Origin of the sequence: Streptococcus pyogenes (assembly GCF_002055535.1) — a bacterium.
Taxonomy (GTDB): Bacteria; Bacillota; Bacilli; order Lactobacillales; family Streptococcaceae; genus Streptococcus; species Streptococcus pyogenes.
Genome location: NZ_LN831034.1, coordinates 1,655,669 through 1,682,274 on the forward strand (window position 1 = coordinate 1,655,669; position 26,606 = coordinate 1,682,274).

Annotated in this window: 22 protein-coding genes, 1 tRNA gene and 1 rRNA gene; 6 read left to right on the top strand and 18 right to left on the bottom strand. The window is 35.7% G+C overall.

Going from position 1 to position 26,606, the window contains the following annotated elements; genetic code table 11:
- Positions 1-72 precede the first annotated feature (72 nt).
- The 3 genes from B6D67_RS08810 to B6D67_RS08820 form a co-directional block, all read right to left on the bottom strand.
- Positions 73-145 (bottom strand) — tRNA-Ala (locus tag B6D67_RS08810).
- A gap of 51 nt (positions 146-196) precedes the next feature.
- A 16S ribosomal RNA gene (locus B6D67_RS08815) occupies positions 197-1,745 on the bottom strand.
- Between the two features lie 385 nt (positions 1,746-2,130).
- Entirely contained in the window at positions 2,131-3,204 is a 1,074-nt protein-coding gene (locus tag B6D67_RS08820) for a glycerate kinase family protein (protein ID WP_010922654.1), read from the bottom strand.
- 350 nt (positions 3,205-3,554) lie between these two features.
- On the opposite strand from B6D67_RS08820, the gene B6D67_RS08825 reads away from it, so the two are divergent.
- The 3 genes from B6D67_RS08825 to B6D67_RS08835 are packed head-to-tail and all read left to right on the top strand — an operon-like array spanning position 3,555 to position 9,338.
- On the top strand, positions 3,555-6,533 hold the full coding sequence (locus B6D67_RS08825) for a type I restriction endonuclease subunit R (protein WP_010922655.1): 2,979 nt from the start codon (positions 3,555-3,557) through the stop codon (positions 6,531-6,533).
- A gap of 12 nt (positions 6,534-6,545) precedes the next feature.
- Positions 6,546-7,745: a restriction endonuclease subunit S gene (locus B6D67_RS08830; protein WP_010922656.1), complete on the top strand. Its 1,200-nt coding sequence runs from the start codon at positions 6,546-6,548 to the stop codon at positions 7,743-7,745.
- 12 nt (positions 7,746-7,757) lie between these two features.
- Entirely contained in the window at positions 7,758-9,338 is a 1,581-nt protein-coding gene (locus B6D67_RS08835) for a type I restriction-modification system subunit M (protein ID WP_010922657.1), read from the top strand.
- 209 nt (positions 9,339-9,547) lie between these two features.
- On the opposite strand, the gene B6D67_RS10570 is transcribed toward B6D67_RS08835, so the two are convergent.
- The 15 genes from B6D67_RS10570 to lacA all read right to left on the bottom strand — a co-directional run bounded on the left by B6D67_RS10570 (position 9,548) and on the right by lacA (position 24,097).
- Entirely contained in the window at positions 9,548-9,748 is a 201-nt protein-coding gene (locus B6D67_RS10570) for a hypothetical protein (protein WP_011018219.1), read from the bottom strand.
- 142 nt (positions 9,749-9,890) lie between these two features.
- Entirely contained in the window at positions 9,891-10,496 is a 606-nt protein-coding gene (locus B6D67_RS08845; RefSeq protein ID WP_010922658.1) for a response regulator, read from the bottom strand.
- A complete protein-coding gene (locus tag B6D67_RS08850; RefSeq protein ID WP_011285713.1) occupies positions 10,477-12,039 on the bottom strand; it encodes a sensor histidine kinase in 1,563 nt (520 codons plus the stop codon). Before B6D67_RS08850 ends, B6D67_RS08845 begins: the two co-directional genes overlap by 20 nt.
- Positions 12,040-12,078: 39 nt before the next feature.
- Complete coding sequence (locus tag B6D67_RS08855) at positions 12,079-13,986, bottom strand: FtsX-like permease family protein (RefSeq protein WP_010922659.1); 1,908 nt, start codon at positions 13,984-13,986, stop codon at positions 12,079-12,081.
- Position 13,987: 1 nt separating this feature from the next.
- Positions 13,988-14,725 (bottom strand): ABC transporter ATP-binding protein, encoded by a 738-nt coding sequence (locus B6D67_RS08860; RefSeq protein WP_000812013.1) that lies wholly within the window; start codon positions 14,723-14,725, stop codon positions 13,988-13,990.
- Positions 14,722-15,201, bottom strand: a complete 480-nt coding sequence (locus B6D67_RS08865) for an ABC transporter ATP-binding protein (protein WP_323740326.1) — start codon at positions 15,199-15,201, stop codon at positions 14,722-14,724. The genes B6D67_RS08860 and B6D67_RS08865 overlap by 4 nt, the downstream gene beginning before the upstream one ends.
- Positions 15,202-15,256: 55 nt before the next feature.
- Positions 15,257-16,882 carry a DUF4135 domain-containing protein gene (locus B6D67_RS08870; protein WP_011285715.1) on the bottom strand — a complete coding sequence of 542 codons (1,626 nt, stop codon included), beginning with the start codon at positions 16,880-16,882 and terminating at the stop codon, positions 15,257-15,259.
- An 82-nt stretch (positions 16,883-16,964) separates the two neighbouring features.
- Entirely contained in the window at positions 16,965-17,120 is a 156-nt protein-coding gene (locus B6D67_RS08875) for a type A2 lanthipeptide (protein WP_002982773.1), read from the bottom strand.
- Positions 17,121-17,622: 502 nt separating this feature from the next.
- Positions 17,623-19,029, bottom strand: a complete 1,407-nt coding sequence (gene lacG, locus B6D67_RS08880) for a 6-phospho-beta-galactosidase (protein WP_010922661.1) — start codon at positions 19,027-19,029, stop codon at positions 17,623-17,625.
- Between the two features lie 87 nt (positions 19,030-19,116).
- Positions 19,117-20,814, bottom strand: coding sequence for a lactose-specific PTS transporter subunit EIIC (locus B6D67_RS08885; protein WP_010922662.1), 1,698 nt, complete (start codon positions 20,812-20,814; stop codon positions 19,117-19,119).
- Complete coding sequence (locus B6D67_RS08890; RefSeq protein ID WP_002982760.1) at positions 20,814-21,131, bottom strand: PTS lactose/cellobiose transporter subunit IIA; 318 nt, start codon at positions 21,129-21,131, stop codon at positions 20,814-20,816. The genes B6D67_RS08885 and B6D67_RS08890 overlap by 1 nt, the downstream gene beginning before the upstream one ends.
- A 23-nt stretch (positions 21,132-21,154) precedes the next feature.
- Complete coding sequence (gene lacD / locus B6D67_RS08895; RefSeq protein WP_002982755.1) at positions 21,155-22,138, bottom strand: tagatose-bisphosphate aldolase; 984 nt, start codon at positions 22,136-22,138, stop codon at positions 21,155-21,157.
- A 3-nt stretch (positions 22,139-22,141) separates the two neighbouring features.
- Positions 22,142-23,071, bottom strand: a complete 930-nt coding sequence (locus B6D67_RS08900; RefSeq protein ID WP_010922663.1) for a tagatose-6-phosphate kinase — start codon at positions 23,069-23,071, stop codon at positions 22,142-22,144.
- 47 nt (positions 23,072-23,118) lie between these two features.
- Entirely contained in the window at positions 23,119-23,634 is a 516-nt protein-coding gene (lacB, locus tag B6D67_RS08905; protein ID WP_002988082.1) for a galactose-6-phosphate isomerase subunit LacB, read from the bottom strand.
- Between the two features lie 34 nt (positions 23,635-23,668).
- Positions 23,669-24,097 carry a galactose-6-phosphate isomerase subunit LacA gene (gene lacA / locus B6D67_RS08910; RefSeq protein ID WP_010922664.1) on the bottom strand — a complete coding sequence of 143 codons (429 nt, stop codon included), beginning with the start codon at positions 24,095-24,097 and terminating at the stop codon, positions 23,669-23,671.
- 446 nt (positions 24,098-24,543) lie between these two features.
- Here lacA and B6D67_RS08915 point away from each other — a divergent pair, with 446 nt between their 5' ends.
- The 3 genes from B6D67_RS08915 (at position 24,544) to B6D67_RS08925 (ending at position 26,590) form a co-directional block, all read left to right on the top strand.
- Positions 24,544-25,317 carry a DeoR/GlpR family DNA-binding transcription regulator gene (locus tag B6D67_RS08915; RefSeq protein ID WP_002982738.1) on the top strand — a complete coding sequence of 258 codons (774 nt, stop codon included), beginning with the start codon at positions 24,544-24,546 and terminating at the stop codon, positions 25,315-25,317.
- Between the two features lie 660 nt (positions 25,318-25,977).
- On the top strand, positions 25,978-26,265 hold the full coding sequence (locus B6D67_RS08920) for a DNA-damage-inducible protein J (RefSeq protein WP_002988079.1): 288 nt from the start codon (positions 25,978-25,980) through the stop codon (positions 26,263-26,265).
- On the top strand, positions 26,255-26,590 hold the full coding sequence (locus B6D67_RS08925) for a type II toxin-antitoxin system RelE/ParE family toxin (protein WP_010922665.1): 336 nt from the start codon (positions 26,255-26,257) through the stop codon (positions 26,588-26,590). Before B6D67_RS08920 ends, B6D67_RS08925 begins: the two co-directional genes overlap by 11 nt.
- The last annotated feature ends 16 nt before the right edge of the window (positions 26,591-26,606 follow it).

Genomic DNA, 26,606 nt, shown 5'->3' on the forward strand with positions numbered 1-26,606 from the left:
TGTCCATTTTCCTAGGAAGTGAGTTGCGTGTTCAACTTCACTTGTATTAAGTTTAGTAGGATTGTATCCTGATGGAGCCTAGCGGGATCGAACCGCTGACCTCCTGCGTGCAAAGCAGGCGCTCTCCCAGCTGAGCTAAGGCCCCACAAGACCTCTCAAAACTAAATAAGACGATAAACGTGTTCCATTTCCTTAGAAAGGAGGTGATCCAGCCGCACCTTCCGATACGGCTACCTTGTTACGACTTCACCCCAATCATCTATCCCACCTTAGGCGGCTGGCTCCTAATAGGTTACCTCACCGACTTCGGGTGTTACAAACTCTCGTGGTGTGACGGGCGGTGTGTACAAGGCCCGGGAACGTATTCACCGCGGCGTGCTGATCCGCGATTACTAGCGATTCCGACTTCATGTAGGCGAGTTGCAGCCTACAATCCGAACTGAGATTGGCTTTAAGAGATTAGCTTGCCGTCACCGGCTTGCGACTCGTTGTACCAACCATTGTAGCACGTGTGTAGCCCAGGTCATAAGGGGCATGATGATTTGACGTCATCCCCACCTTCCTCCGGTTTATTACCGGCAGTCTCGCTAGAGTGCCCAACTTAATGATGGCAACTAACAATAGGGGTTGCGCTCGTTGCGGGACTTAACCCAACATCTCACGACACGAGCTGACGACAACCATGCACCACCTGTCACCGATGTACCGAAGTAAAACTCTATCTCTAGAGCGGGCATCGGGATGTCAAGACCTGGTAAGGTTCTTCGCGTTGCTTCGAATTAAACCACATGCTCCACCGCTTGTGCGGGCCCCCGTCAATTCCTTTGAGTTTCAACCTTGCGGTCGTACTCCCCAGGCGGAGTGCTTAATGCGTTAGCTCCGGCACTAAGCCCCGGAAAGGGCCTAACACCTAGCACTCATCGTTTACGGCGTGGACTACCAGGGTATCTAATCCTGTTTGCTCCCCACGCTTTCGAGCCTCAGCGTCAGTTACAGACCAGAGAGCCGCTTTCGCCACCGGTGTTCCTCCATATATCTACGCATTTCACCGCTACACATGGAATTCCACTCTCCCCTTCTGCACTCAAGTTCTCCAGTTTCCAAAGCGTACATTGGTTGAGCCAATGCCTTTAACTTCAGACTTAAAAAACCGCCTGCGCTCGCTTTACGCCCAATAAATCCGGACAACGCTCGGGACCTACGTATTACCGCGGCTGCTGGCACGTAGTTAGCCGTCCCTTTCTGGTTAGTTACCGTCACTTGGTGGATTTTCCACTCCCACCATCATTCTTCTCTAACAACAGAGCTTTACGATCCGAAAACCTTCTTCACTCACGCGGCGTTGCTCGGTCAGGGTTGCCCCCATTGCCGAAGATTCCCTACTGCTGCCTCCCGTAGGAGTCTGGGCCGTGTCTCAGTCCCAGTGTGGCCGATCACCCTCTCAGGTCGGCTATGTATCGTCGCCTTGGTGAGCCTTTACCTCACCAACTAGCTAATACAACGCAGGTCCATCTCATAGTGGAGCAATTGCCCCTTTTAAATTACTAACATGCGTTAGTCTCTCTTATGCGGTATTAGCTATCGTTTCCAATAGTTATCCCCCGCTATGAGGTAGGTTACCTACGCGTTACTCACCCGTTCGCAACTCCTTGAACCGGTGCAAGCACCAGTTCTCAGCGTTCTACTTGCATGTATTAGGCACGCCGCCAGCGTTCGTCCTGAGCCAGGATCAAACTCTCTTTAATTTGCGTTTGAACTTACTCGTTCCTTCTGTCGCTGACAGATTTATTTCTCGTTTCTTGACGGGTAATATGTCTCCATATCACCCTCACGTTTGGTTCGTCTTATTCAGTTCTCAAAGGTCTTAACGTCTCCTAAGAGACAACTTCTTTATTCTATCAGGTTTCTCATAGCCTGTCAACTACTTTTTCATCTTTTTTCAATAAGTGTGTTACAGGAACCTCTCTGACAGCTTTATTAGTATACGATATCTTTACTGTCATTGTCAACTCTTTTTTACAAAATGTTTCTGTTTTTCATACTATGCTAATGAGTTAGCTCGTGCGTCTCCTTCTTCATAGGTTACTTTTAACCACCAAATGAATGCTACACAATCGAAAATAGATGAGTTTACTTATTAAACTGAGCTATCAATAGCATAAGGTTAGCTGCTAATATTTTGATATTAGAAAGTGTTGTTGTTTTATCTATCGCTGCTTCTAAGGAAATTGGCTGCTGTTGTATTGAAAAAACAGCCAAAAAGTCTTCTGCTGCTAGTCCTGTCTCAATCTTTACAGAACCACATAGAGCAATCGTTGGAACTTGATATTTTTTAGCCATTCTTGCAATCGCAACAGGTACCTTGCCAGATTGTGATTGTGTATCCAGGCATCCTTCTCCAGTAATAACTAAATCACAAGACTGAAGGGAATTATCCAGATTTAGTAGCTCTGCAATCCTGCTAAAACCACTAGTTAAGGTGCCTCCTAATAGGACAATGGCACCTCCTAATCCTCCAGCTGCTCCACTTCCTGGTATTGTCTGTAAATCAATGGTTGTTTGGCAAAAAACTTTTTTAGCAAAGTTACTTGCAATTTGATCAGTTTCTTCAATTTGACTAAGACTCCCACCTTTTTGAGGGCCAAAGACCGCAGCAAATCCTTGAGGGCCATGATATGGATTGGTCACATCAGTCAGCCCTAATAGCGTAACAGGTGATGCTAAAGTATCAAGATAAGATCTTCCTGTCATGAAATCATAGTTTAAACTTTCCAAAAACCCTTTGCCACCATCAGAAGTGCCTGTGCCTCCTAGCATGATTTCGATTTGAGTAGCTCCTTTTTGAATGGCATCTTTAACTGCCAAACCCAAACCGTAGGAAGTGGCTTGTGCATAGGTTACTGAATTGGAGGTGATCTTATCAATACCAATAATACTCGCAGATTCAATAAAAGCTTGCTTTGCGTGACGATAATAAGCGACTTTAATCGGGCGTCTTAATAGATCAATGGTTTTTACTTGATGCCACCTCCCCGCCACGGTTTGTGAGAGGGCTACTAAACTTCCTTCTCCTCCATCAGCGATAGCTCTTGTTTCAATAACTAACTGCTTATCGACAGAAAGAAGGGCTTGAGCTACACTAGTGTTAAGTTCTGGAGACGTTACCGATCCCTTAAAAGAATCTATGGCTACCAAAATTTTCATATCTTCAATAAATTCCTTTTCTGTATATTGTAGCAGATTATCATCCTTTAAAACCCTATTAATAGTCAAGCTAGATCTGTCTTAAGTTTTTTATCTATTTTGAGAACTCGACCTTTTTACTAGTGTTGTCTTATTACTTTCTTCACCTTAAATTATTGTCAAGCAAACTCAAAAATACAAGAACTTTCTCGATTGCATTTACATAGTCATAGCTTTGTTTAGCTGCTAGGATCTTAAGCATTCAACTAATCAAAAAAAAGACTGTTTGGAAGGTTTCAATAGCTTCGCCATTCTAAAAAGGATCCGCCAATGATATAATATTACTATATCATGTCGAATGGGGATTAAAAATGGGAAATCAAACTAAAACGGAACTTGAACTTGAAAAAGAGTTGATCCATCTCTTAGAAACAGGTGAAAGTCAATGGACATATCGTAAAGAATTAAAAACTGAAGATGCTTTATGGGATAATTTCTTTAAGATCTTAGCGCAAAATAACACGCAATATCTGAACGAGGAGCCTTTAACAGCTAGTGAAAAAGAGCAGATTAAGAATCAACTTAACTTTGTCAATTACTATGAAGCGGCTAAATGGTTAGCTGGTGAAAACGGCATTGCTAAAGTACAAGTGCAACGCGAAGATGCAAAACTAGGAACGATTCGTTTAGAAGTCGTTAAAGCAGACAATGTGGCTGGTGGAACTTCTGTTTATGAGATTGCCAATCAAGTTGCTTTCTCTGGTTCTCGTGATAGACGAGGTGATGTGACACTTCTCATCAATGGCTTACCTATGATCCAAATTGAATTAAAATCTCAGAATCATCAATGCATTGAAGCTTTTAACCAAGTCAAAAAGTATGATAAAGAAGGCCAGTTTAGAGGTATCTTTTCAACCTTACAAATGTTTGTGGTCTCAAATAAAACAGATACAAGGTATATCGCTGCAGCTAAAGAAAATAAATTAAACCCTAACTTCTTGACCCAATGGGTAGATCAAAACAACAAACCACAAAAAGATCTCTTTGCCTTTGCCAAAGAAGTCCTATCTATCCCTCGTGCTCACCAAATGGTCATGACTTACTCTGTCATTGATGATGATAAAAAAGCACTAATTCTCCTTCGTCCTTATCAGATTCATGCAATCGAAGCCGTCGCTGAAGCGAGTCGTCACCGCAAGTCTGGCTATATCTGGCACACAACAGGTTCTGGAAAAACCTTAACTTCCTATAAAGTGGCTCGCAATATCCTTCAAATACCGGCCGTTGAAAAATCCATCTTTGTCATTGACCGAAAGGATTTAGATAATCAGACCGCTTCTGCTTTTCAATCCTATGCGCAAAATGATATCTTTGATGTCGATGAGACAGAAGATACGAGACAACTCATCAAAAATTTAGAATCCAGCGATCGTCGTGTTGTGGTCACCACCATTCAAAAACTCAATGCCATGATCAGTCAGATGGAAAGTTATGACACTCCAAAATTCAAGAAACTAAAAGAGCGTCTTGCACACTTAAATGTTGTCTTTGTTGTGGACGAATGCCACCGTGCTGTCACGCCAGAACGTCAACGTTATCTCACGAATACTTTTCGTAACAGTCGCTGGTATGGCTTTACCGGCACTCCTATCTTTGTGGAAAATAAGCGTGCTCAATTAGGTGATTTAGCCCAAACAACGGAACAGCAATACGGCAAATGTCTCCATCAATACACCGTTAAAGAAGCCATTCATGATAAAGCGGTTCTAGGCTTTCAAGTTGAGTATAAGACAACCATTCCTGATATGCCTGAAGACAGTATTCCGGAAGAAGCTTATGATCATGAAGAACATATGTTAGCTGTCTTAGATAGTATCATTAATCAATCACGCAAGAAACTTGGTTTTAATAATGGAATTGGTCAGACATTCGAAGGTTTACTAACCGTTAAGAGTATTGCTCGTGCCCAAGCCTATTATGATCTGATGAAGAAAGTTAAGGCTGGTGAAACGGATTTAGTCATTTCTAAGAAGGTCAAAGAAAAACTACCAGACTTTCCAAAGGTAGCTATTACTTATTCTATCACTGAAAATGACAATGCGTCTATCAGCCGACAAGATAAAATGACCAAAAATCTAGAAGACTATAATCACCTCTTTGGCACTAACTTTACCATCGATAACTTACAAGGCTATAACAGAGATTTAAATGATCGCTTAGCCCGTAAAAAAGATAAATTCAAAGACCGTCATGAACAATTAGACCTCGTGATTGTGGTTGACCGTCTCTTAACAGGTTTTGATGCGCCTTGTTTATCAACGATCTTTATTGATCGCCAGCCTATGAAACCTCAGCACATTATTCAAGCTTTCTCACGAACCAACCGTATCTTTGAAAGTAGAAAACATTACGGTCAGGTTGTGACTTTCCAAACACCACTTCGTTTTAAAGAAGCTGTCGACAAAGCGCTTAGCCTCTACTCTAATGGGGGTGAAAACGACGTTTTGGCCCCTTCTTGGGAAGAAGAAAAAGCAAGATTCTTTGAAAAAGTAACAGTATTAAAAAATATAGTTCCTGATCCAGACGCTTTCCCAACTATTGAGAGCGCACAGACAGCTTTTCTCAAACAATACGCCAAAGCCTTTCAAGCGTTTGATAAACTCTTTGCATCTGTACAGGTCTATAGTGATTTTAATGAAACACTGTTGAGTGAGGTTGGGTTATCAGATGAAGTGATTGATACTTATAAAGGCACTTACCAAAATGTCATTGCAGAAATACGAAAGCGAAGAGAAGATGACGAAGCCATCCCAGAGATCAATATCGACTATGAGCTAGAAAGTGTTCAGATGGATGATATCAACTATCACTATATCTTGACCTTAATTCAAGCCTTTGTCGATCAAGAACAAGAAGCTCTTCAAGAAAGGCTCAATGACAATCCTATGGATCAATACATCCAAGATTTGGCAAAATCAAACCCTGCTATGGCTGACTCACTAGCTGAGTTATGGCAAGATATCCAAAAAGAACCCAAAGCCTATGAAGGGAAAAGCATTGTTTATGAGTTAGATAACCTCATTGGTGATAAGATCCAAAGGGCCATCAAACACTTTGCGGACCAATGGAAGGCAGATCCTGACAAATTAGCCTTTGTGGCGACTAATTATCATAGTGCTAACTCTACCAAACAAGTGGGCATGTCAACCTTAAAAGAATCCCTAGACTACCAAGCCTATAAAGAAAAACAAGGTGATTCTGCCATGAATAAACTCAAATACAAGAGCCAATTTGAACGGGAGTTAGTTCAATTCATTAGAGATCAAATCCAACCCTTAAAAGGGCACTAGGAAAGGAAAGAGATGACAAAATCTAAACAGCCTCAATATCGCTTTGACGGTTTTGAAGGGGAGTGGGAAGAAAAAGAACTAGGGGATATTGTTCAAATTACAATGGGCCAATCTCCATCAAGTCAAAATTATACTACAAACCCTTCTGATTATATTCTAGTACAAGGAAATGCCGATATAAAAAATGGATATGTTTTTCCGCGTGTCTGGACAACACAAATTACAAAACAAGCTGACAAAGGTGATATTATTCTTAGTGTTAGGGCTCCAGTTGGTGATGTTGGAAAGACAAATTATCATGTTATTATTGGGCGTGGAGTTGCTGCTATAAAAGGTAATGAATTTATCTTTCAAATATTAAAATACTTGAAAGAAATTGGTTATTGGAAAAGAATTAGTACAGGTTCAACTTTTGATAGCATTAGCTCTAGTGATATCAAATATGCTAAAATTCAAATTCCCTCCCTCCCTGAACAAGAAGCCATTGGCGAACTTTTCCAAATGGTTGATCAATTGATTCAGTTGCAGGATCAAAAGCTAGCAACCCTTAAAGAACAAAAGCAAACCTTCCTCAGGAAAATGTTCCCAGCTCAAGGACAAAAAGTCCCTGAAATCCGTTTACAAGGTTTTAAAGGAGAGTGGGAAGAGAAGAAATTGAGGGAAGTATCTACTCATAGAAGTGGAACGGCAATTGAAAAATATTTTGATTCGGAAGGTGAATTTAAAGTCATTTCAATAGGTAGTTATGGAACTAATAACCTCTATGTAGACCAAAATATTAGAGCAGTCTCAAATGAACTTACTAATTCTAAATTAGTTGCCTCCGGTGAATTAACAATGGTACTCAATGATAAGACAGCGAATGGGGCAATAATCGGAAGATGTCTACTTATTACAGAAAATAATAAATACGTTGTTAATCAAAGAACAGAAATTATTAGACCAGATATTAATATTTCCTCTTACTATCTTTTCCATTATTTAAATGGCGAATTTCGTAATGGTATCATTAAAATTGCTCAAGGTGGCACTCAAATCTATGTAAATTATTCATCTGTTGAACAATTAAAGATAAATATACCTACATTAAAAGAACAAGAAGCCATTGGTAATTTCTTCCAAACTTTAGACCAACAAATTGCTCAATCTGAAGAAAAACTAACAGAACTCAAAGCACTCAAACAAACATTACTCAATCGTTTATTCGTATAAGAAAGGACTCACATGGCAGAGAAAACAACTTCACTCCGTCAAGCACTATGGCATTCGGCCGACCAATTACGTGGCCAAATGGATGCCAATGACTATAAAAACTATCTTCTTGGACTTATTTTTTACAAACACTTATCTGATAAATTACTCTTGGCTGTTTGTGATAATCTAGAAAAACACTTCAATACCTTTACAGAGGCTCAAAAAATCTTTGAAGATGCTTATCAAGATGAAGGCCTAAAAGATGACCTCATTTCTGTTGTTACTGGTGATTTAGGTTACTTTATCGAACCGACACTGACCTTTGAAAAACTCATCCAAGATGTTTATCACAATACTTTCCAATTAGAATCATTAGCTCAAGGTTTTCGCGATATTGAACAAAGTGGTGAAGACTTTGAAAACTTATTTGAAGATATTGACCTCTACTCTAAAAAATTAGGCTCTACTCCTCAAAAACAAAATCAAACCATTTCTAATGTCATGAAAACATTAAATGAAATTGACTTTGAGGCAGTAGATGGGGATACTTTAGGTGATGCTTATGAGTACTTGATTGGTGAATTTGCCAGTGAATCAGGAAAAAAAGCAGGTGAGTTCTATACCCCACAAGCTGTCTCTCACTTAATGACTCAGATTGTCTTTTTAGGTCGTGAAGATCAAAAAGGAATGACCCTCTATGACCCTGCTATGGGATCTGGATCACTCCTTTTAAATGCTAAGAAATATAGTAACCAATCCGATACCGTTTCTTACTATGGTCAAGAAATCAATACTTCTACTTATAACTTGGCTCGTATGAACATGATGCTTCATGGCGTTGCCATCGAGAACCAACACTTAAGTAACGCTGATACCTTGGATGCAGACTGGCCAACAGATGAACCAATCAACTTTGATGGGGTGTTGATGAACCCACCTTATTCTTTGAAATGGTCAGCGACTGCTGGTTTCTTAACGGATCCACGGTTTTCAAGTTATGGTGTATTAGCACCAAAATCAAAAGCCGATTTTGCCTTTTTACTTCATGGTTTCTATCATTTAAAAAATACAGGAACTATGGCGATTGTCTTACCACACGGTGTCCTTTTCCGTGGAGCTGCAGAAGGCAAGATTCGCCAAAAACTACTCGAACAAGGGGCTATCGATACCATTATCGGACTCCCATCAAATATCTTTTATAATACAAGCATCCCTACGACTATTATCATATTAAAGAAGAACAGAACCAACAAAGATGTCTTCTTTATCGATGCTTCAAAAGAGTTTGATAAGGGTAAAAATCAAAACACAATGACAGATAACCATATCAAAAAGATCCTTGATGCTTATAAGAGTCGTGATAATTCTGATAAGTTTTCATATTTAGCCTCATTTGATGAAATCATTGAAAATGACTATAACTTAAATATCCCACGCTATGTTGATACCTTTGAGGAAGTCCCAGTTAAACCACTGCCAGAATTAGCTAAACAGCTCAGTGACATTGATCAAGAAATTGCCAAAACAAATGCCAAACTAGATCAACTCATGAAACAACTAGTCGGAACAACCAAAGAAGCACAAGACGAATTGGATACTTTTAGAAACTAAAAGACAAAAAAACACCACAGTAGATGATTACTACTGTGGCGTTTTATTTAAAATTGAGTAGTGAACCTTTATTGAGTACTTATCAAACAAGATTCTCCTTCTTCACCTATAAATCAAAATAGAATCATCTCATCTAACTTTGTCCGTTTCTTTGTTTTATTTAAAATAGTTATTTGAAGTTACAATGATTTCTCAAACGTTTAGAAATCTTAAACACGGTTAAGAGAAATTTTCAGGACAACTTTTGATCCTTCCACAAAAACCATGGTGCGAACCATAAAGTAGTTCCAATCGTTGATATATAAGCATATATTAACGTTCTGGGAGTTGTGAAGCTTTACAAGTTTTTTTAGACCTGGTTTAAACAACTTTTGTTTGACTAAATTTAAAAAGCTTTTCATATCAGGCATTTCCCTACTTTTTATAAAAGCGTTATCTCAATCAATTTCAATCAAAAAGAACTAAAAAAACAATGAGTTTAAATCTGGGTATTTAACAGGAAATCCCTAGCAACGACACAAGTAAAACTTATGTCGTTTGATTATCTGCAACTCAGAAATCCATAAAATACCCTAATTGTTCGGCTTTGTAGATAGCCTCCTGCTTATTATTTACCAAAAGCTTTGAGTAGATGTGGGTCAAATGATTAAATACTGTTCTCCTACTAATTTGTAACGTTTCCTCTATTTCTTTTATAGAGAATCCTTTCTTACTCAAATTTAAGATAGCTATTTCCTGGTCAGTTAAAGATTCAACATAATCCTGAGATTCGATTTGTTCAAAATACTTTTTTCCAGAATCCACTTTTTTTAAGATAGAAATGAGTTGTTTAGGGTCTATATTTTTATCTACAAAACCGTATGCTCCTACTTTTTTTGCCCTCTCTCTATAGATTGATTTAACATATCCTGTCAACATAACAACTTTCAAATGAGGAGTAGACTGTATGAGTTCTTTTGCTATCTCCAATCCATTTTCTTTAGAAATATTTGCTAAATTAATATCAAGCAATATAATATCGTACTTAGACAAATCAATCGTCACATCGTTAAAATGAGAAGTAATCGTATCTATGACATCTACTTCATCATACTGTTGGAATAACAGTTGGATACTCTTTGCAAATAGTCTGTGGTCATCAATTAATAAAATCTTCATAACACAATTTCCAATCTATGGGAAGTAATATTCTGATAGTAAATTGTTTAGTATCCATTTGTAGTTCTAGATCTCCATCAAAAGCTGCTAGTGTTTCTTGAAATGATTTCAATCCTCTGCCATAATTTATAGAGTGTACTTTTTCCACTACTTGATTGCTCTCCTCAATGATAATAATATCAGATTGAATCGTTAAAGATAAACGAATGTCTTTTCCATCTCCATATTTTATAGCATTGTTTATTAGCTCTTTTATAAACCTATAAACAATATCTCCATATGGGGATGGCACTACCATATTATCTGAACAGTTAAAATACAATAAGGTATTACTTTTTCTACTTTTAACAATATCATCAAAAAGAGACTGTATGTTTTCTTTCATTGTTTGATTAGCGGGAACTATTGGGTGGTAAGTATCCATTTCATCTCTGATACCAGAAACTAAATCATTCAACTCATTAACAATAAAACCATGTGTTATATTACTATTTTCTAGAGAAAACAAGTTTTTTATCGCTATGATATTTTGTAAAACATCATCATGCAAATAATTTGAGAACTCCACTCTCATGTTTTCCTCTGATTTCATAAAATAGTTCAGTCTTCTATTTTCATAGTCAAAATTTTGTTTGGAGTTTTCTAAATAATAAAAGATGCAAGAAATTACCACTAGACAAAACAACGTGCTTGCGTCAACAACTATAAAAAATAGCAAAAAATCTTTAACTAATACCTTCATGAGTACAATCCAACAAAGGATAAGAAGTAGAAATAATAGTTCTATACGAGCTTTGTAATCACCTAACCATCTTTGGGTAACAAAACTCAATTTATCATGTATGGTCTTAAAATAGTATATTACACTCATTATAAGGGGAAACAGATACCATCCCAAATTATTAAAGGCTTGATTAACATCTAGCATTTCTCCATAAAGTTCACTACCAAGTATTACCAGCAAAAGTAAAGAAAATAGTATCAATGAACGTCTAACAACTGATATTTGTTGCCTAAAGGACCTATAATATAGCACTATAACTAGTAACGGATACAGGTGTAAAATAGTAAAAACCATCAGGAATAAAAAATTAAATAAAATTCTATTAACAAAAAGGCTAGTTATAGAAACAAAAATAATTATTAACAAGCCCTTATCTAACTTATCTTTAAATTGTTTGTGCCCATATAATATTAAATTAGTAATCTCAACGGTATAACAATAGAGCAATATAATCTGTAGTCCACTGCTTAAAAAGAGAGGAGTTCCTCTTGTCAGCACAGATACTAAGTATTGCCAAATTGTTAAGGAGATGATAGAAATAATCCTTTTAAAAATATCACCTTGTTTTTGGCGTAATATTGTTGCCAGCCAAATAAAAGCTGTATCAATAAGGGTCATTACAAGAGCTACTTTTTCAGAGAAAAGAAGAGACAGGTTCTCTCGATTATAGACCAAAATTAACAAGGCTATTAATTGTTGCAACAAGATTATTGCAGTCCCAAAGAACTTACTCTTTGTTATGTTTTTTATTCTTATCATATTATTTACTTAATCGTTAAAGTTAAAAGATTTTTAAAATTAATTTTTGATTATGGATGTCACTAACCGCAATGTCAATACATAAAATGTGCCATATATTATCAAGAAGAAAAGCAGACAAAGCAATAAAGATAACATTATGATATTGCCTGCTACCAATGTATCCATGAATAAATATTTATAGTAAATAAGCAACATACCACCATTTACAATCCCAATGAATACAGGAATAAGGAAAAGTATACCTGTTTCATATCGAAGAATCCGATGAATCATTTTTTTACTATAACCTAGCTTACTTAGATAGCCATATTCTTCTTTATTTTCCATGATTTCGATGAGGCTTGTAAAGTACAGAATACTACCTGTACAAATAATAAAGAGTATGGATAGGAAAGTTATAAAGATATAAGTCGCAATATTAGCAGTCTTTACTGTGTGTTCCTTACTATAACTACTGATAACATCAGGAACCATACTAAACTGATTGTAAAATGCTTCACTTGACCTAATCGAAGTTCCATTAAAAGTCCTAATTGTCATTTCTTTCTCTGGAAAACGAGAACTAAGTTTAGCATATAATTTATCAGAAACAACCAGGGTCGTGACACTTGTAGAAAAACTAAAAACATTATTCGTTGATACTTGTTTTACAGTAACATCATATGCATTTCCTAAGTTAAAGGTTTTTCCAAGGCTAATTTCTGTTGGATAATAATTTATTAACAATGGGAGTGACTTACTACCTTCAATAGAATTTGTTCTGCCTTGAGCTTTCATTAACTCTTTGTAGTCACTGTAGTTAATTATATCAAAATAAGGTATTGTTTGCCCAGAGTCTGTGATAGTCACCTCTGGGATAGTATTCAATCGCAACAGGCCAACATCAACCAAGCTCACTTGGTCGTTCTCTAAAATAGTTGTAACATTGACTTGACCGTTTTCTGATTCAACATTATATTCTATGGCAGATGGAGTCAACCTCTCTATCCCATTAAGAGAATAAGCATAGAGCATTACCATCATTCCGGCAACTGAAACGGTTACTGTTAAAAGACCTCCCAAGACTGTTAATAATTTATTTTTTGTTGCAATACGATAGTTAAATTTGGGATAGATGATATTAGACAGAGGACGGTATAACCTTTTTTTATTTTCTTTTAACAACGAAACTACAAAAGCCAATCCATATCTGATGGTGAACACTGTTCCTAAAACAACTAAGACAATTATCAATAGAGAAACCGGTACCATCCCTATGCTTAATAGCATATTTCGTGTGGATGAAAACACTGTCGCCAAACATAAAATATATGACAATAGCAATGCAGTGATAGCAATAATAGCTCTGACTTTTCTTATCTTAATTTTTTTCTCAGCCTTTCTTGAGAAATTAACAAATTCAATCAAAGACTGTTTACTAATGATAAGTCCATTTGTGATGACATTAATCAGAAAAACTACGACTAATATTCCTAAAGACTCTATAATCTCATTAACTGTAATAAACCACTGAACTTCCATTGTTAAATTCAATAGATGAGTAATTGCCAGTACAGCTAAAAAATATAAAGTCGGTCCCAGCAATAAACTTACCAAGTAACTCAGAACTAGAATAACAAGATTTTCTAAAGTTAGTAATTTTGTTAATTCTCTTTTTGAAAACCCTAGTATTGCTAAGACTCCAAGCTCTTGACTACGTTTTTTTACAAAGAAATTATTGAAGTAAATTAAGAATACCACCAAAAATACAATCAAAAAAATCAATGACCCATTAGCGATAACTAGAGCTTGACCACTATCCCCAATTTTTTCTGTAATGATTTTATCTGAGATAAAATTTAGAAAAGCTATAAAAATACTTAATAAACCAATCGTAGCTAGAAAATAGATACGATATAACGAAAAATTTTTTTTAATGTTAGATTTTGTAATTGACCAAATCATATTACTCTCCTCTATCGGATAAAGCTTGACTAATTACATCGTAAAACGACTCTCCACAATCTTTTTTATCAATCTCCATGTGAAGTTTCCCATCTTTGAGGAGTATAACTCTGTCAGCATAAGAAGCTGATAAAACGTCATGAGTAACCATTAAAATAGTTACCTTTTCTGTTTTATTGATTTCACTCAAAATCATCATTGTTTCCTCAGAAGATTTCAAGTCAAGTGCTCCAGTTGGTTCGTCAGCAAAAATAATCTCTGGTTCTTTAATGATTGCTCTGATAATACTGACCCTCTGTCTTTGACCTCCAGAAAGTTGATACGGATATTTCTTCAACTGTTCATATAAATTAAATCTTTTTGCATAGCTATTTATCAAATCATCAATCTTTGAAGAATCAATATTTTTTAGAGACAAAGCAACAGAAATATTCTCCCTAATGGTTAGACTATCTAACAGCATATAATCTTGAAAAACAAAACCAATATCATTTTTTCTAAAATTAGTTGCCTCCTTATCAGAGAATGTGCTAATCTCTTTATCCGCACAATAAATATTCCCACTATCAATTTTATCAATAATTGAAGTAACATTTAAAAGCGTCGTTTTCCCACTACCGCTACGCCCCATGACAGCTACAAATTCTCCTTTTTCCACAATCAAATTGATATGGTCTAGAGCATAATTCAGTTGATTGGGATATTTTTTGCAAACATCTTTTAATACTAATTGTTTCATTTTACCTCTTCCTCCTGATATTTATTCATATACGAGTCATATAAGTCACAATAATCCTTATTATTTTTGTACAAATAATGATGGTTTCCATAGTCAATAATTTTGCCATTATCCATTATTAAAATCTTATCAGCTTTTTCAACTGTATTAAGTCTATGGGTAACCAAAACCCTCGTACAATGTAAAGCCTCAACATTTTTTTGGATTATTCTTTCAGTTTTTACATCTAAAGCTGATGTAGGTTCATCAAGAACTAAGATTCTAGGGGTAGTTACTAACTCTCTTGCTAGAGAAATTCGTTGTTTTTGCCCCCCAGATAGTGATGGATTGTCTCGAAAAAGTGGGGTATGAAACTTCATTGGCATACTCCTGATATCCTCATATAGTGATACCCTTTTACAGATTTCAATAACTTGTTTTTCTGTAACAGATTCTCTTCCTAGCAAAATGTTATACATCACATCCCCATCAAATATTGGAGAATCTTGAGGTACAAAAGCCGATATATTCCTAAAATCAGTTTTATCAATTTTAGAGAAGGTAATGTTCTGAGGAGATTGATAAAAACTGATAAGATTTGCCCTTTTCCCTCTCCCAATGCTTAATCGGTTTTTTCAAGACTATTTCAAGCAATTCACAAGTGAACTTCAATCTTTCATCGTTCAAAATAGTTATACTATCAAATAACGAGGTTGTATCTCCTAGATTTCCAATTAATGTCCCTACAGAATTATAGACGTTTCCTCTGGTATCCATTGAAAAGTAAGGAATATCACCATTCATCAAATCTTTAATTTCATTATCAACAATAAAATGTTCAATATGTTTTGTCTCATATAGTATCGAAAATAAATTCTTCCTCTTTTTTTCTGAGAAAAGATATTTTGGATTCGTAGAAGCTTGCAAAAATTTTCCATAGTCGGAAGTATTTCGAAATGGGACTCTGCTTTTCAATTCTGGAAAACCTTCTACTATTTCTTTAATCTTTGAACGTTGTGATAGAAGAAATATGTAGCACTCTCTAAATCCTGAAATGATCTCATTAGCATAGTCAAGAGGCTCTACCACTTTCCCATTTAATGTGGGAATATTGAACCCATCTTCTTGAAAATAGTCAACTTTTACTAACTTCATATCTCCACGATTTTTATTTATCAGTTCATATTTTCCTTTTTTTCTTTTTCCACCTTTTCCACTTATTCCAGAAACGTTAGGAGCGCTGTTTTTCTCAAATTGTACAGGAAATAAACCGTTTGAAAGTGATGTCTCATAAATTCTCTGATAGGTGTCTACAGTAATCCCTTCAAAATTCTGATTTTGTACATTCAACTTTCTTTGAAAAAATGTTTCAACGTCAATTAAATATAAATCTCCGCCTGAAACAATCACATTTTCCATATGTAAGTCCGTAATAGAAAATATTTCAGAAAATGCTGCTAAAACACCATACTTAAAGTAAATTTTCGCTACTTCATCTTTATTGGAACTTGTATAAGCTACACCAAGTTGCCAACAATAATCTGCTTTAACTAAGCTTTTAGGAAGACTGAATGAGGGTATATTACTAGATTTCAATAAACTAGTAAGTTCTAACAAGATACTGTGTGAATGATAACTTTTAGGCTTGTAGTAAACAGATTTCTCTTTAAACGCAATTTTAACGACTGTTTGCTTTTTAGAGTGACTGTCACCAAGTGAAAAGGCAACATTGCTTAGGGGCTCACTAATGTTAAAGCACGACTTTATCTCAGATAAGTCTTCTAAAAATCTATCAAATAATAAAGAATATGATTCCTCTATCAGTCCTACTTCTTTATTAATTTGTTTTAGCAAATACGGATACCTGTCAAAAAAATGATTTATTCCGTTTTCTTCTCTTATCTGCTGTATATACTGCTCATATGCCTCTGACTTATTTTCAATTTCCTTGGAAAAATGATTTATATCTAAAACTAGTGTTTTCATCGAAAGGAACATGATCGTTTCAAATAACTGATTTTCAAACTCACTATAAAATAACTTATGTGTCTTTTTCCTTAACACTTCACTGGTTTCTCTAATAGAAGTATCTAATATGTCATAGTCAAAAATTGAGTTAAAGTATTCGTAAAACTGATGTTGCTGATACTCTAACTTTAATTCATTTCTTTTTATCATTTTTTCCTACCACTACTTAAAAATCCTGCCTAGACTGAGTCTAAACAGGAAATTTTTAGTCTGCTTGTCCAGATTGTTTTAATTAACAACAAACAAATACTGAGTTCGGACAGTCATCAGTAATAGTTGCAAACCAACCGGAACCTTTTTTACCACCAGCTACTTCCATAAGTTCTTTTTCAGAAACTTCTTCGATAGCATTAGTCAAAATATCCTTTGAATTTTTCATAAAACTCATTCTCCTTTCTATCAGTATGTAGTGACTATTTTCTACACTTTTATTGTAAATAATACGTCTTCATTTTCAATGAGTAAAAAGTGCAAAAATGACTTTTTTCATATTTTTTAGTAAGATTTTTGAGATGTCACATAAGAGGTCACTTTATAACAAATAGCCCTCTGATATAAAAAACAAAACTCGTTCTTTACAGCTATTTTACAATCTAATCGCTTCTCGTTATAACATCAATCTCTAATCAGAAAATGGTTACTTTACTTATTTAATCAGGTCAGGAGTTTGAATGACAGAAGTCAAATATCTGAAAAAGGATGTTAAATAAAACTTTCAAAACCCATTTTCATCAACTAAAAACACTTATAACCCGATCTTACAACTAATGGATTACCATCAACAGCAAATAATACTATGCTTGAAAAATGTCAACATCATCTACTTTTTGTGACTATAATTCAGTAAACGAACATGACGTGTAAAAATGTATTAAAGAAGTATCTCAAAATCATTCAATCACTTGAGTTTCTGCTACTTTTTTATACCAGTAGGCACTCTTCTTAGGATAACGTTCTTGAGTTTCAAAATCAACATAGAAGAGACCGTAACGTTTTTCATAGCCATTTGACCATGAAAAGACATCCATCAGTGACCACATAAAGTATCCTTTAACATTTGCACCATCAGAAATAGCATCAGAAATAACTTCTAAGTGTTTTTTCACATAATCGATACGTCCACCATCATAGACAGTATTATCTACAAACTCATCTTTGTAGCCAAGACCATTCTCTGTAATGTAAATTTTCTTGTAATTAGGATAATCGGCTTTGACACGCATGATTTGATCATATAAGCCTTGTGGGAAGATAATCCAGTCCCAGTCCGTTTTTGGAACATCAACGGGTGCTTTTCTTCGACCAACACCCTTGATTTGGTATTTAGAGCTGCCTTTTTCACCCTTGCCATTGTGAATGATTTCAGTCTCACCATCAAAAGCTTGCATCCAATCACTCATATAGTAGTTAATACCAAGGAAATCATTCAAATCTTTTGCGGCGTCTAGTGCGGCAAAATCTTCTTCGCGAAGATCAAGTTCACCGCCATTCACCTCAAGGATATGGTTAACACCTTCCATTGTTTTATCTGAATACTTACCAAGATAAGTAGCATCAAGGATAAATTTATTATGGATGATATCTTCAAGTTCAGCTGCTCTAACATCATCAGGATTGTTAGCGTCAAATGGATACTTAGTTGGAAGTGCATGGACAACACCAATTTCACCTGAATAACCACTATCTTTAAAGAGTTTGACTGCACGAGCATGAGAGACCATCATGTTATGGTGTGATTGGAAAACTTTAGCAAGATCATATTGGATACCTGGAGGGAATTTACCAACTAAGTATTGGCCATCACCAATAGGCCCAATTTCGTTAAATGTTGTCCAATAGTTAACTTCTGAGAATTCTTTAAAACAAAATTCTGCATAATTTACAAAATGTTCAATGTTCTCACGATTGAGGAAGTCACCATCCGAGTGGAGAGCTTCTGGGGTATCAAAATGGTGAAGTGTAACAAAAGGCTCAACATGACGCTTATGACACTCTGCAAAAAGATTGTGGTAGTATTCTACTCCTTTAGGGTTAACTTCTCCTTTTCCTGTTGGAAAAATACGAGACCAGGCAATAGAGATACGGATGCCGTTGACACCAAATTCTTCACTAAGTTTCAAATCGACAGGGTAACGATTATAAAAATCACTTGCTGGCTCAGCTGTGTACCAATAGTTGTCTTCTAAGTATTTATCCCAAGCTACTGGTCCTTTACCATCTGTGTGGGTAGCGCCTTCAGCCTGGTAAGCAGCTGTAGCACCACCAAAAATAAAATCTTTAGGTAATGTTTTAGTCATCTCAGTTTCTCCTTGAATATCTTTCAAAAATAAAGTTCCCAAAACAATTTTTGTGTTTGAGAACTTTACGACATTTAAACTGTTTTCTTAATTTTCAAACTGTGCTTTTACAAAATCAAGAGCTCCTTGACCATCACGGGTCAATTTGATGTATTGAGCCCCTTCTGTTTTAGCTAATTTAATATCAAGTTTATCAGTTTCCACTTTCATATCTTCATAGTTAGAAGCTACTTGAGGTGCAAGGATAACAAGTTGATATTGTGGTAAAATCTCACGGTGAGCACCATAACTTCCTGCTGCTGCAGTGACAGGTGCACCATATTCTTTAGCTGCTTTATTCAAAGCATTTGCAAGCAAACCACTTGTACCACCACCGGCACAAAGAACGAGAACATTAGTTTGATCAGTGATTTCTTTGGTTTCTTTAGCTGCTGATTTTTCAAGAATAGCATCAGCTTTTTTAGTATCAAAGTTTGCTGCTACTTTTTCTTTGAGGGCATCTGATGAATTCGTACCTGCTGCTTCTTCAGCAAGAATTTGCTCATCATATACTTTCAAGAATGGGTAGTAGATGATCACATCAACGACAATTAACAAAGCTGCCAAAATGAATGCTAGAACTTGGAAGTTTGTACCAAGAATGAGACCTAATGGAGCTGGTGTAGTCCAAGGTAAGTTTGCAGTGAAACTGTTCATTCCAAGTGTGTCAATGAAGAATTTGAAAATCCATACGTTGACAATCGGTGCCAAGATAAATGGAATAAAGAAAATTGGGTTCAAAACAAGTGGAGCACCAAACAAAATGGGTTCGTTAACACCAAAGAATGTTGGAACAACTGATGCACGTCCAATGGCTTTGTTACGTTTTGATTTTGTTAACCACATGAACATGAATGGAACGACGAGAGTTGCACCAGTACCACCCATGGTAACGATGAACATTTGAGTCCCTGAAGTCAAAATCTTGTCAGCATGTTCACCAGCTTGAAGTAATTGAAGGTTGGTTTCAGCATTTGCGTAAGTAATCGCTGCAATGGCTGGTTCAACAATAGATGGTCCATGAATACCAACAAACCAGAAGAAAGCAAATGCACCGAAGATAATAGTGATTCCAACATAACCATCTGCTGCTTGGAACAATGGTGCAAGAAGTTTACCAATTGACTCGGCAACGTTAACGCCTAAAGTAGTATGAACAATCAATTCAATCACATAAAGAAGTACAACTGATAATGTAAATGGAATCAAATCTTTAAAAACTTGAGATATATTTGGTGGCACCTCTTCTGGCATGCGAATAGTAACATTGTTTTTCACACAGGCTTTATAGACATTTACGGTAATAAAAGCTGCGATGAAGGCCGTTAACAAACCTTTTGTTCCCATAAATCCAGTTAAGAAACCACCGTCTTTTGCTGGATTTGCTGCCATAAGTAAAAAACCTACAATAGCAGCAAGCATGGTTGAAATAAAGTTGATTTGGTTAGTGCTAGGCAATGAGCGGTTCATTGAATCGGTTAATGCTTTTGCAGTCGTACCAGCCACAAACAAACCTAAAATACCCATTGAGTAGTTGTATGGCGTCATCAAGAGATTCTCAATATCCTTACTCCAATGGAAGCCCCATGCATTTGGAACATAGGCAATCAAGATAAAGATACTTGAAAACAAGATAACAGGCATACCAGCGATAAAACCATCACGAATAGCGCGAAGATAGATGTTTCGAGAAATTTTCTCGAAGAAAGGTTTCCCTTTCTCAATCTGAGCAATTAATCCATTCATTATTTTGCTCCTCTCTTATAAAGTTCAATCATGTGTTTCATTAAATCTTGTAATAAAATGGTCGTCATTAAATGATCTTGACCATGCATTAAAGTGACACTATAAGCTAAGTCATCTCCAGCTGCTTCTTTTTGTAGTAGACTTGTCTGAGCATTGTGAGCATCATTCAAGCAGTCACTACCTGCAGCGATTAATTCTTCTGCTTTAGCATAATCTCCTTCTTGCGCTGCTTTAAGCGCTTCCAAAAATTTTGAACGGGCATCACCAGCATAGGCTACGATTTCAAAACCTAAAAGAGTAGTTTCTTCTCTATTCATTGTAGTTTCCTCCGAAAATAATGTTACATTTTTTCAGTCCAAGGACTTGCAGTTTTATCTAGTACTTTGTTTAATTCGTCAATATTTTTAAAACCTTCTGTACGCAACCATTCACGAGCTGCTTGTGGTCCTTCTTCGATATAGACTTTTACAGATCCTGCCCAGGTAGCACGTCCACATAAGACACCGTTGAATTTAGCACCTGATTCTGCTGCAAACACCAAAGTATCTTGGAACAATTTGGCAGAAACACCAGCACTCAAATAAATGTATGGTAAATCAGTAGAAGCTTCTTGGTCACGGAAAGCTTGAGCTGCTTCTTCTTTTGTAAAGAGAACCTCACCATCTGCAAAGCCTTCTACAAATTTCATATTTACTGGAACTTCAACTTTCAACACGTCAACTCCAAAGCGCTCTTTTGAGAAAACTTTCATTGCTTCGTTAACTTTATGAGCTTTAACTTTTGCAAACTCAGGGCTTGCATTGTCAGCAATTTTCTCATCATAAGTTAGAATTTCTAAGTAGAATGGAATATCTTCTGCACGGCATTCAGAACCAATACGTTCAATGTAAGCTTTTTTCTGCTCGTTAACATCTTGATCTCCATCAATATCATAGTAAAGAAGGAATTTAACTGCTTCTGCTCCAGCTTCTTTAATACGTTTTGCAGACCAAACATCTAAACAATCAGGTAAGCGACTAGTTGTTGTTGCATCGTATCCTGTTTTCTCATATGCCAACAACAAGCCTGCTTCTTCTGAACGAACACGACTTGCTGGCAAGCCATATTCAGGATCAAGTAGAATTGAGGATGCAAATGGTGTTAGTTCTTCAGAAACTAAACTTTTAAGCTCTTCAATTTGTTCTACTGTTGGCTCTTTTGTTTGATGTTGAGCCATCATACGTTTGAGAGCTCCACGTTGGTCAAAAGCTAAGGCAGAAATAACACCATCTACACTTAGTTTTTCCATGCTTTTGCGTTTGTTTTCAGTTAAAGTAATTGTCATTTTTTATACCTCTTTGACTTTAATAGATTGATATAACTTATCGTAATTTGCCATGTTAACATGCCCAGTTGTTTTTTCTTGCGCATTTAACATCCCTAAGACATTTGCTTTTGTTAATAAAGCTCGATCATCTTCATCATTCGCTAAACCTGAAGCAATACCTGCCACTGTAGAATCCCCTGAACCTACAGCGCTTACAATTTTGATTTTAGGAATGTCAACGTTATAAAACGTATCCTTGTGCTTTGCAAATACACCATCAGCACCAAGAGAAACGATTATCCATTCAATTCCATCAAATAGTTCATCTTGTAAGACTTCTTTTAAGGCATCAAAATCTTTTGTCATTTCTTTACCTAGAAGTTGAGAAAGTTCTTCAAGATTAGGTTTGATAACTGTTGGTTTACTATCACCTTTTAGTACTGCTTCTAGAGCATTTCCAGAACAATCCAGAACCGTTTTCTTACCATTAAGATTGGCAATCTTGATTAACTTCTGATAGTAATCATCTGGCATACCAGCAGGCAAACTGCCTGAGAGCGTCACTACGTCAACATCATTCAGTAAATACTTAAAATGATGAGTAAATCCATCAATTTCATCTACACTTAACATCGGTCCTTTTTCTAAAATCTCCGTTTGATTACCTTCGTGTAAAATGGCTATACAAGTTCTAGTATCACCTGAAATTTTATAGAAGCGACTTAAAATCGAATCAGGAAGATGATTAATGATAAAATCACCGCTTTCTCCACCTACACAACCTGTAGCTTTGACTGTCTCACCGAATTCATTAAGAACTCGGGAAACATTCAAGCCTTTACCACCGGGTGTCTTTGTAACGTCTACAACTCGATTGACAGTATCGCATTTTAGCTCATCCAAAGGGTAGGAGACATCAATAGCTGGATTTAAAGTAACTGTTAAAATCACAATAGCTCCTTTTTCTATATATATCCCTATAGTAATTTATTCAAATATTAGTCGTGATATTCACCACGGTCCCATTTTTCTAGGAATTCATCAAAGAAGTGTGGGTTGTTTTGATCTTGGCTAGCATGTTGCAAGCTATCCATTTTTTCAATCCATTTTTTATTTTCTTCAGTTGGTTTGTATTCCGCGGCCAAGAAAGCATCGATAATATCATTCATCAATAAACCACCGATAATTTTTCCACCAAAACCAATAACGTTTGCGTTTAGCTCTTCTTTTGAGTAGATAGCAGATGTCATATCTCTAACGAGTGCTGAACGAATTCCAGGAACTTTGTTTACAGCATTTGTGATACCAACACCAGTACCACAGATAACAACACCTAGTTCTGCTTCACCACTTGCTACTGCTTCACCAACTTTTTTACCAAAAATTGGATAGTGTGTGCGAACATTATCATACGTACCACAATCAATAACTTTATGACCTTGTGATTTTAGGTAATCCACAACAGCGATTTTTTCATAAGTAACAATATGGTCACAACCTACAGCAATTTTCATTTTTGTTCTCCTTGTTTTAACCTATTTCAATCAATTAGCACATTTTATTAAGCATGTCGACACGAACTTGATGACGTCCACCATCATATTTACCTTCGACAAAGCCTTTGATAATGTTCTTTGCAATTCCTGGAGCACTAATTTCAGAACCAAGCGTGATGATTCGAGCATTGTTGTGTCCTCTTGTCATGTATGCTGAGCGCTCATCTGATACTTCAGCTGCCACCATTCCTTTGATTTTAGTAGCTACCATGAAAGAACCAACACCATATGCATCAATGACAATACCTAAGTTATCATCGGATGCATTAACTTCTTTTACAACAGCTAAAGTTGTATCTACAAAGTCACGTACTTCGTTTTCACTAACATCAACGACTTCGTATTTACCTTCTTTAAGGTAATCTTTGATAACTTCTTTAAGTTCTTGACCTGCTTTGTCAGCACCGATAATAATTGCCATTTTATTTCTCCTATGATTTAGAATAAGTAAATGTGGAAAACCTACGTAGATAGTTAATTAACGATTTGCAACATCTTTTGAAATAACGCTTTCATTATTTCTATGACCTAATCATACACCCACCAAACATAAAAGTCAACATTTTTTTGTTTTATTTTTATAAAAAATAAACAAAATATGTTTATTTTTTTCATTTTTACGTTATTATCCTAATGTTTCTTGTGTTTCTTTTTCATTTCATAAATCCCTTTAACAGCCACTCGTAACCTATCATATATTACGAAACCCTTATCTCTATTTATTGTAAACGTTTTATTTAAAACATTTTCTATTTTGTTAATTTTTGTTTTTTCTAATGTTTATGTTTGTTTTGTTTGATTTTTTTATTGATATTATGTTATGATACCTTTAATAGTTATACCCTAAGACACTGATAGGAGATAAGAATGAAAAAGAAAGAGCGTCATGAAAAAATTCTCGATATCTTAAAAGTTGACGGTTTTATAAAAGTAAAAGATATTATCGATGAAATGAACATCTCAGATATGACCGCTAGACGAGATCTCGATACATTGGCAGATAAAGGATTACTTATCAGGACCCATGGTGGTGCTCAATATTTGGATTATTCTTCAGCAAAGGACGAAGGTCACGAGAAAACACACACTGAAAAGAAGGTCTTACAGACTACCGAAAAAAAACAAATTGCACAAAGAGCTAAAAACATTATTAAAGATGGCGAAACTGTCTTTATAGGTCCAGGGACAACATTAGAGCATCTAGCTGTCGAATTGAAAAATAGAAATATCAGAGTTATTACAAATAGCCTTCCTGTTTTTTTAATTTTGCACCCGAGCACTACTATTGATTTGATTTTAATTGGTGGTGAATGTCGTGAAATTACTGGTGCTTTTGTTGGTGCTATTGCCATTAATAACCTAGAAACATTAACATTTTCAAAAGCTTTTGTCAGCGCAAACGCAGTTTACAATAATTCTATTGCGACGTACAGTGATCTCGAAGGAGAAGTTCAAAGGGTTGCATTGAATAATGCTGTTGAGAAAATCCTTCTAGTTGATAGTACCAAGTTTGAAAGTTATGACTTCTATAATTTTTACCAACTAGATCAAGTGGACTTAATTGTGACTGATAAAAATGTGACAACTGATATCATAGAAAAGTACAAGAAATTCTCAAAAATCATAATCGCTGACAAGTAAAGGACCTACTCATATTAAAAAGCACTTCAGGGTTTAGATATATCCCCTGTCAAGTAAACAGGGAGCATATCTGAAAGTAGTGTTTGTGTTATAAAGAAGTTTCTTGCTAACTTATTTTCTGTTTTTTTTCAGACTTATCAGTCTTGTACTGTTCCTTTTTCTGATGAATAACGTGGAAATAGGCAGACAGCTATATATTTCACCTCTAGAATGGTTGCCATTACTGTCATCAAGACATGCTTGTTCTTTATCGTATGGAGTAAAGCTTTCTTTTAGCCATCAACATACCTCTTAAGTAGATTTTGGTTCGTTACCATGTCTACTTAAGAGGTGTCTTCAAAGCGCTTTAAAACGTTGCTATAACAGTATATTAACGTTTTGAGAATTGTGAAGCTTTACGAGCTTTTTTAAGACCTGGTTTTTGGTTGATATTCTGATATACATAAAGATACTTATAAAATCAACCTATTCCTGGTTCAATCAATCAAAATCTATTAATTATATACAAATATCTTATTCCCAACGGTATCAATAAGGTATCAAAAATAAGTTTCGGAGCTTATCAAATAATGAAAATCTGTCTCAATTACCGAGTCTTTTTTATTGACTTTTTTGTATATATGATATAATTAAATAAGTTACATAAAGGGGTTACATAAAATGACTACAGTAAAAAAAAACAGAGCGGTTACCTTTCAAGCTAATAAAGAATTGGTAAGCGAAGCAATGACAGTATTAAACAAAAAAAATTTAACCTTATCATCTGCTTTAAGATTATTCCTACAAAATGTCGTTGTCACAAACGAGGTTGACTTATTGACGGAAGAGGAGTTAGAGAAAGAAAAACTTTTCAAGCAATTTCAAGCTGAAATCAACAAAAATATTGAGGATGTTCGTCAAGGGAAGTTTTATACCTCTGAGGAAGTGAGGGCTGAACTTGGACTATAAGAAATATCAGATTATCTATGCTCCTGATGTTTTAGAGAAGCTAAAAGAAATTCGTGATTATATTTCTCAAAACTATTCCTCAACATCAGGTCAGCGTAAAATGGAGCAAATCATTAGCGACATAGAAAAACTCGAGGTTTTCCCAGAAGTTGGTTTTGATGCCGATGAAAAATATGGTTCAAAAATCATCCATTATCACAGCACTAAAGGTTATACCTTAAGTAAAGATTATATTGTCCTATACCATATCGAGGGGGAAGAAAATAGGATCGTTATTGATTACTTGCTTCCTACTCAAAGCGACTATATAAAGTTATTCAAATAACACGTTAAAAGCCTTA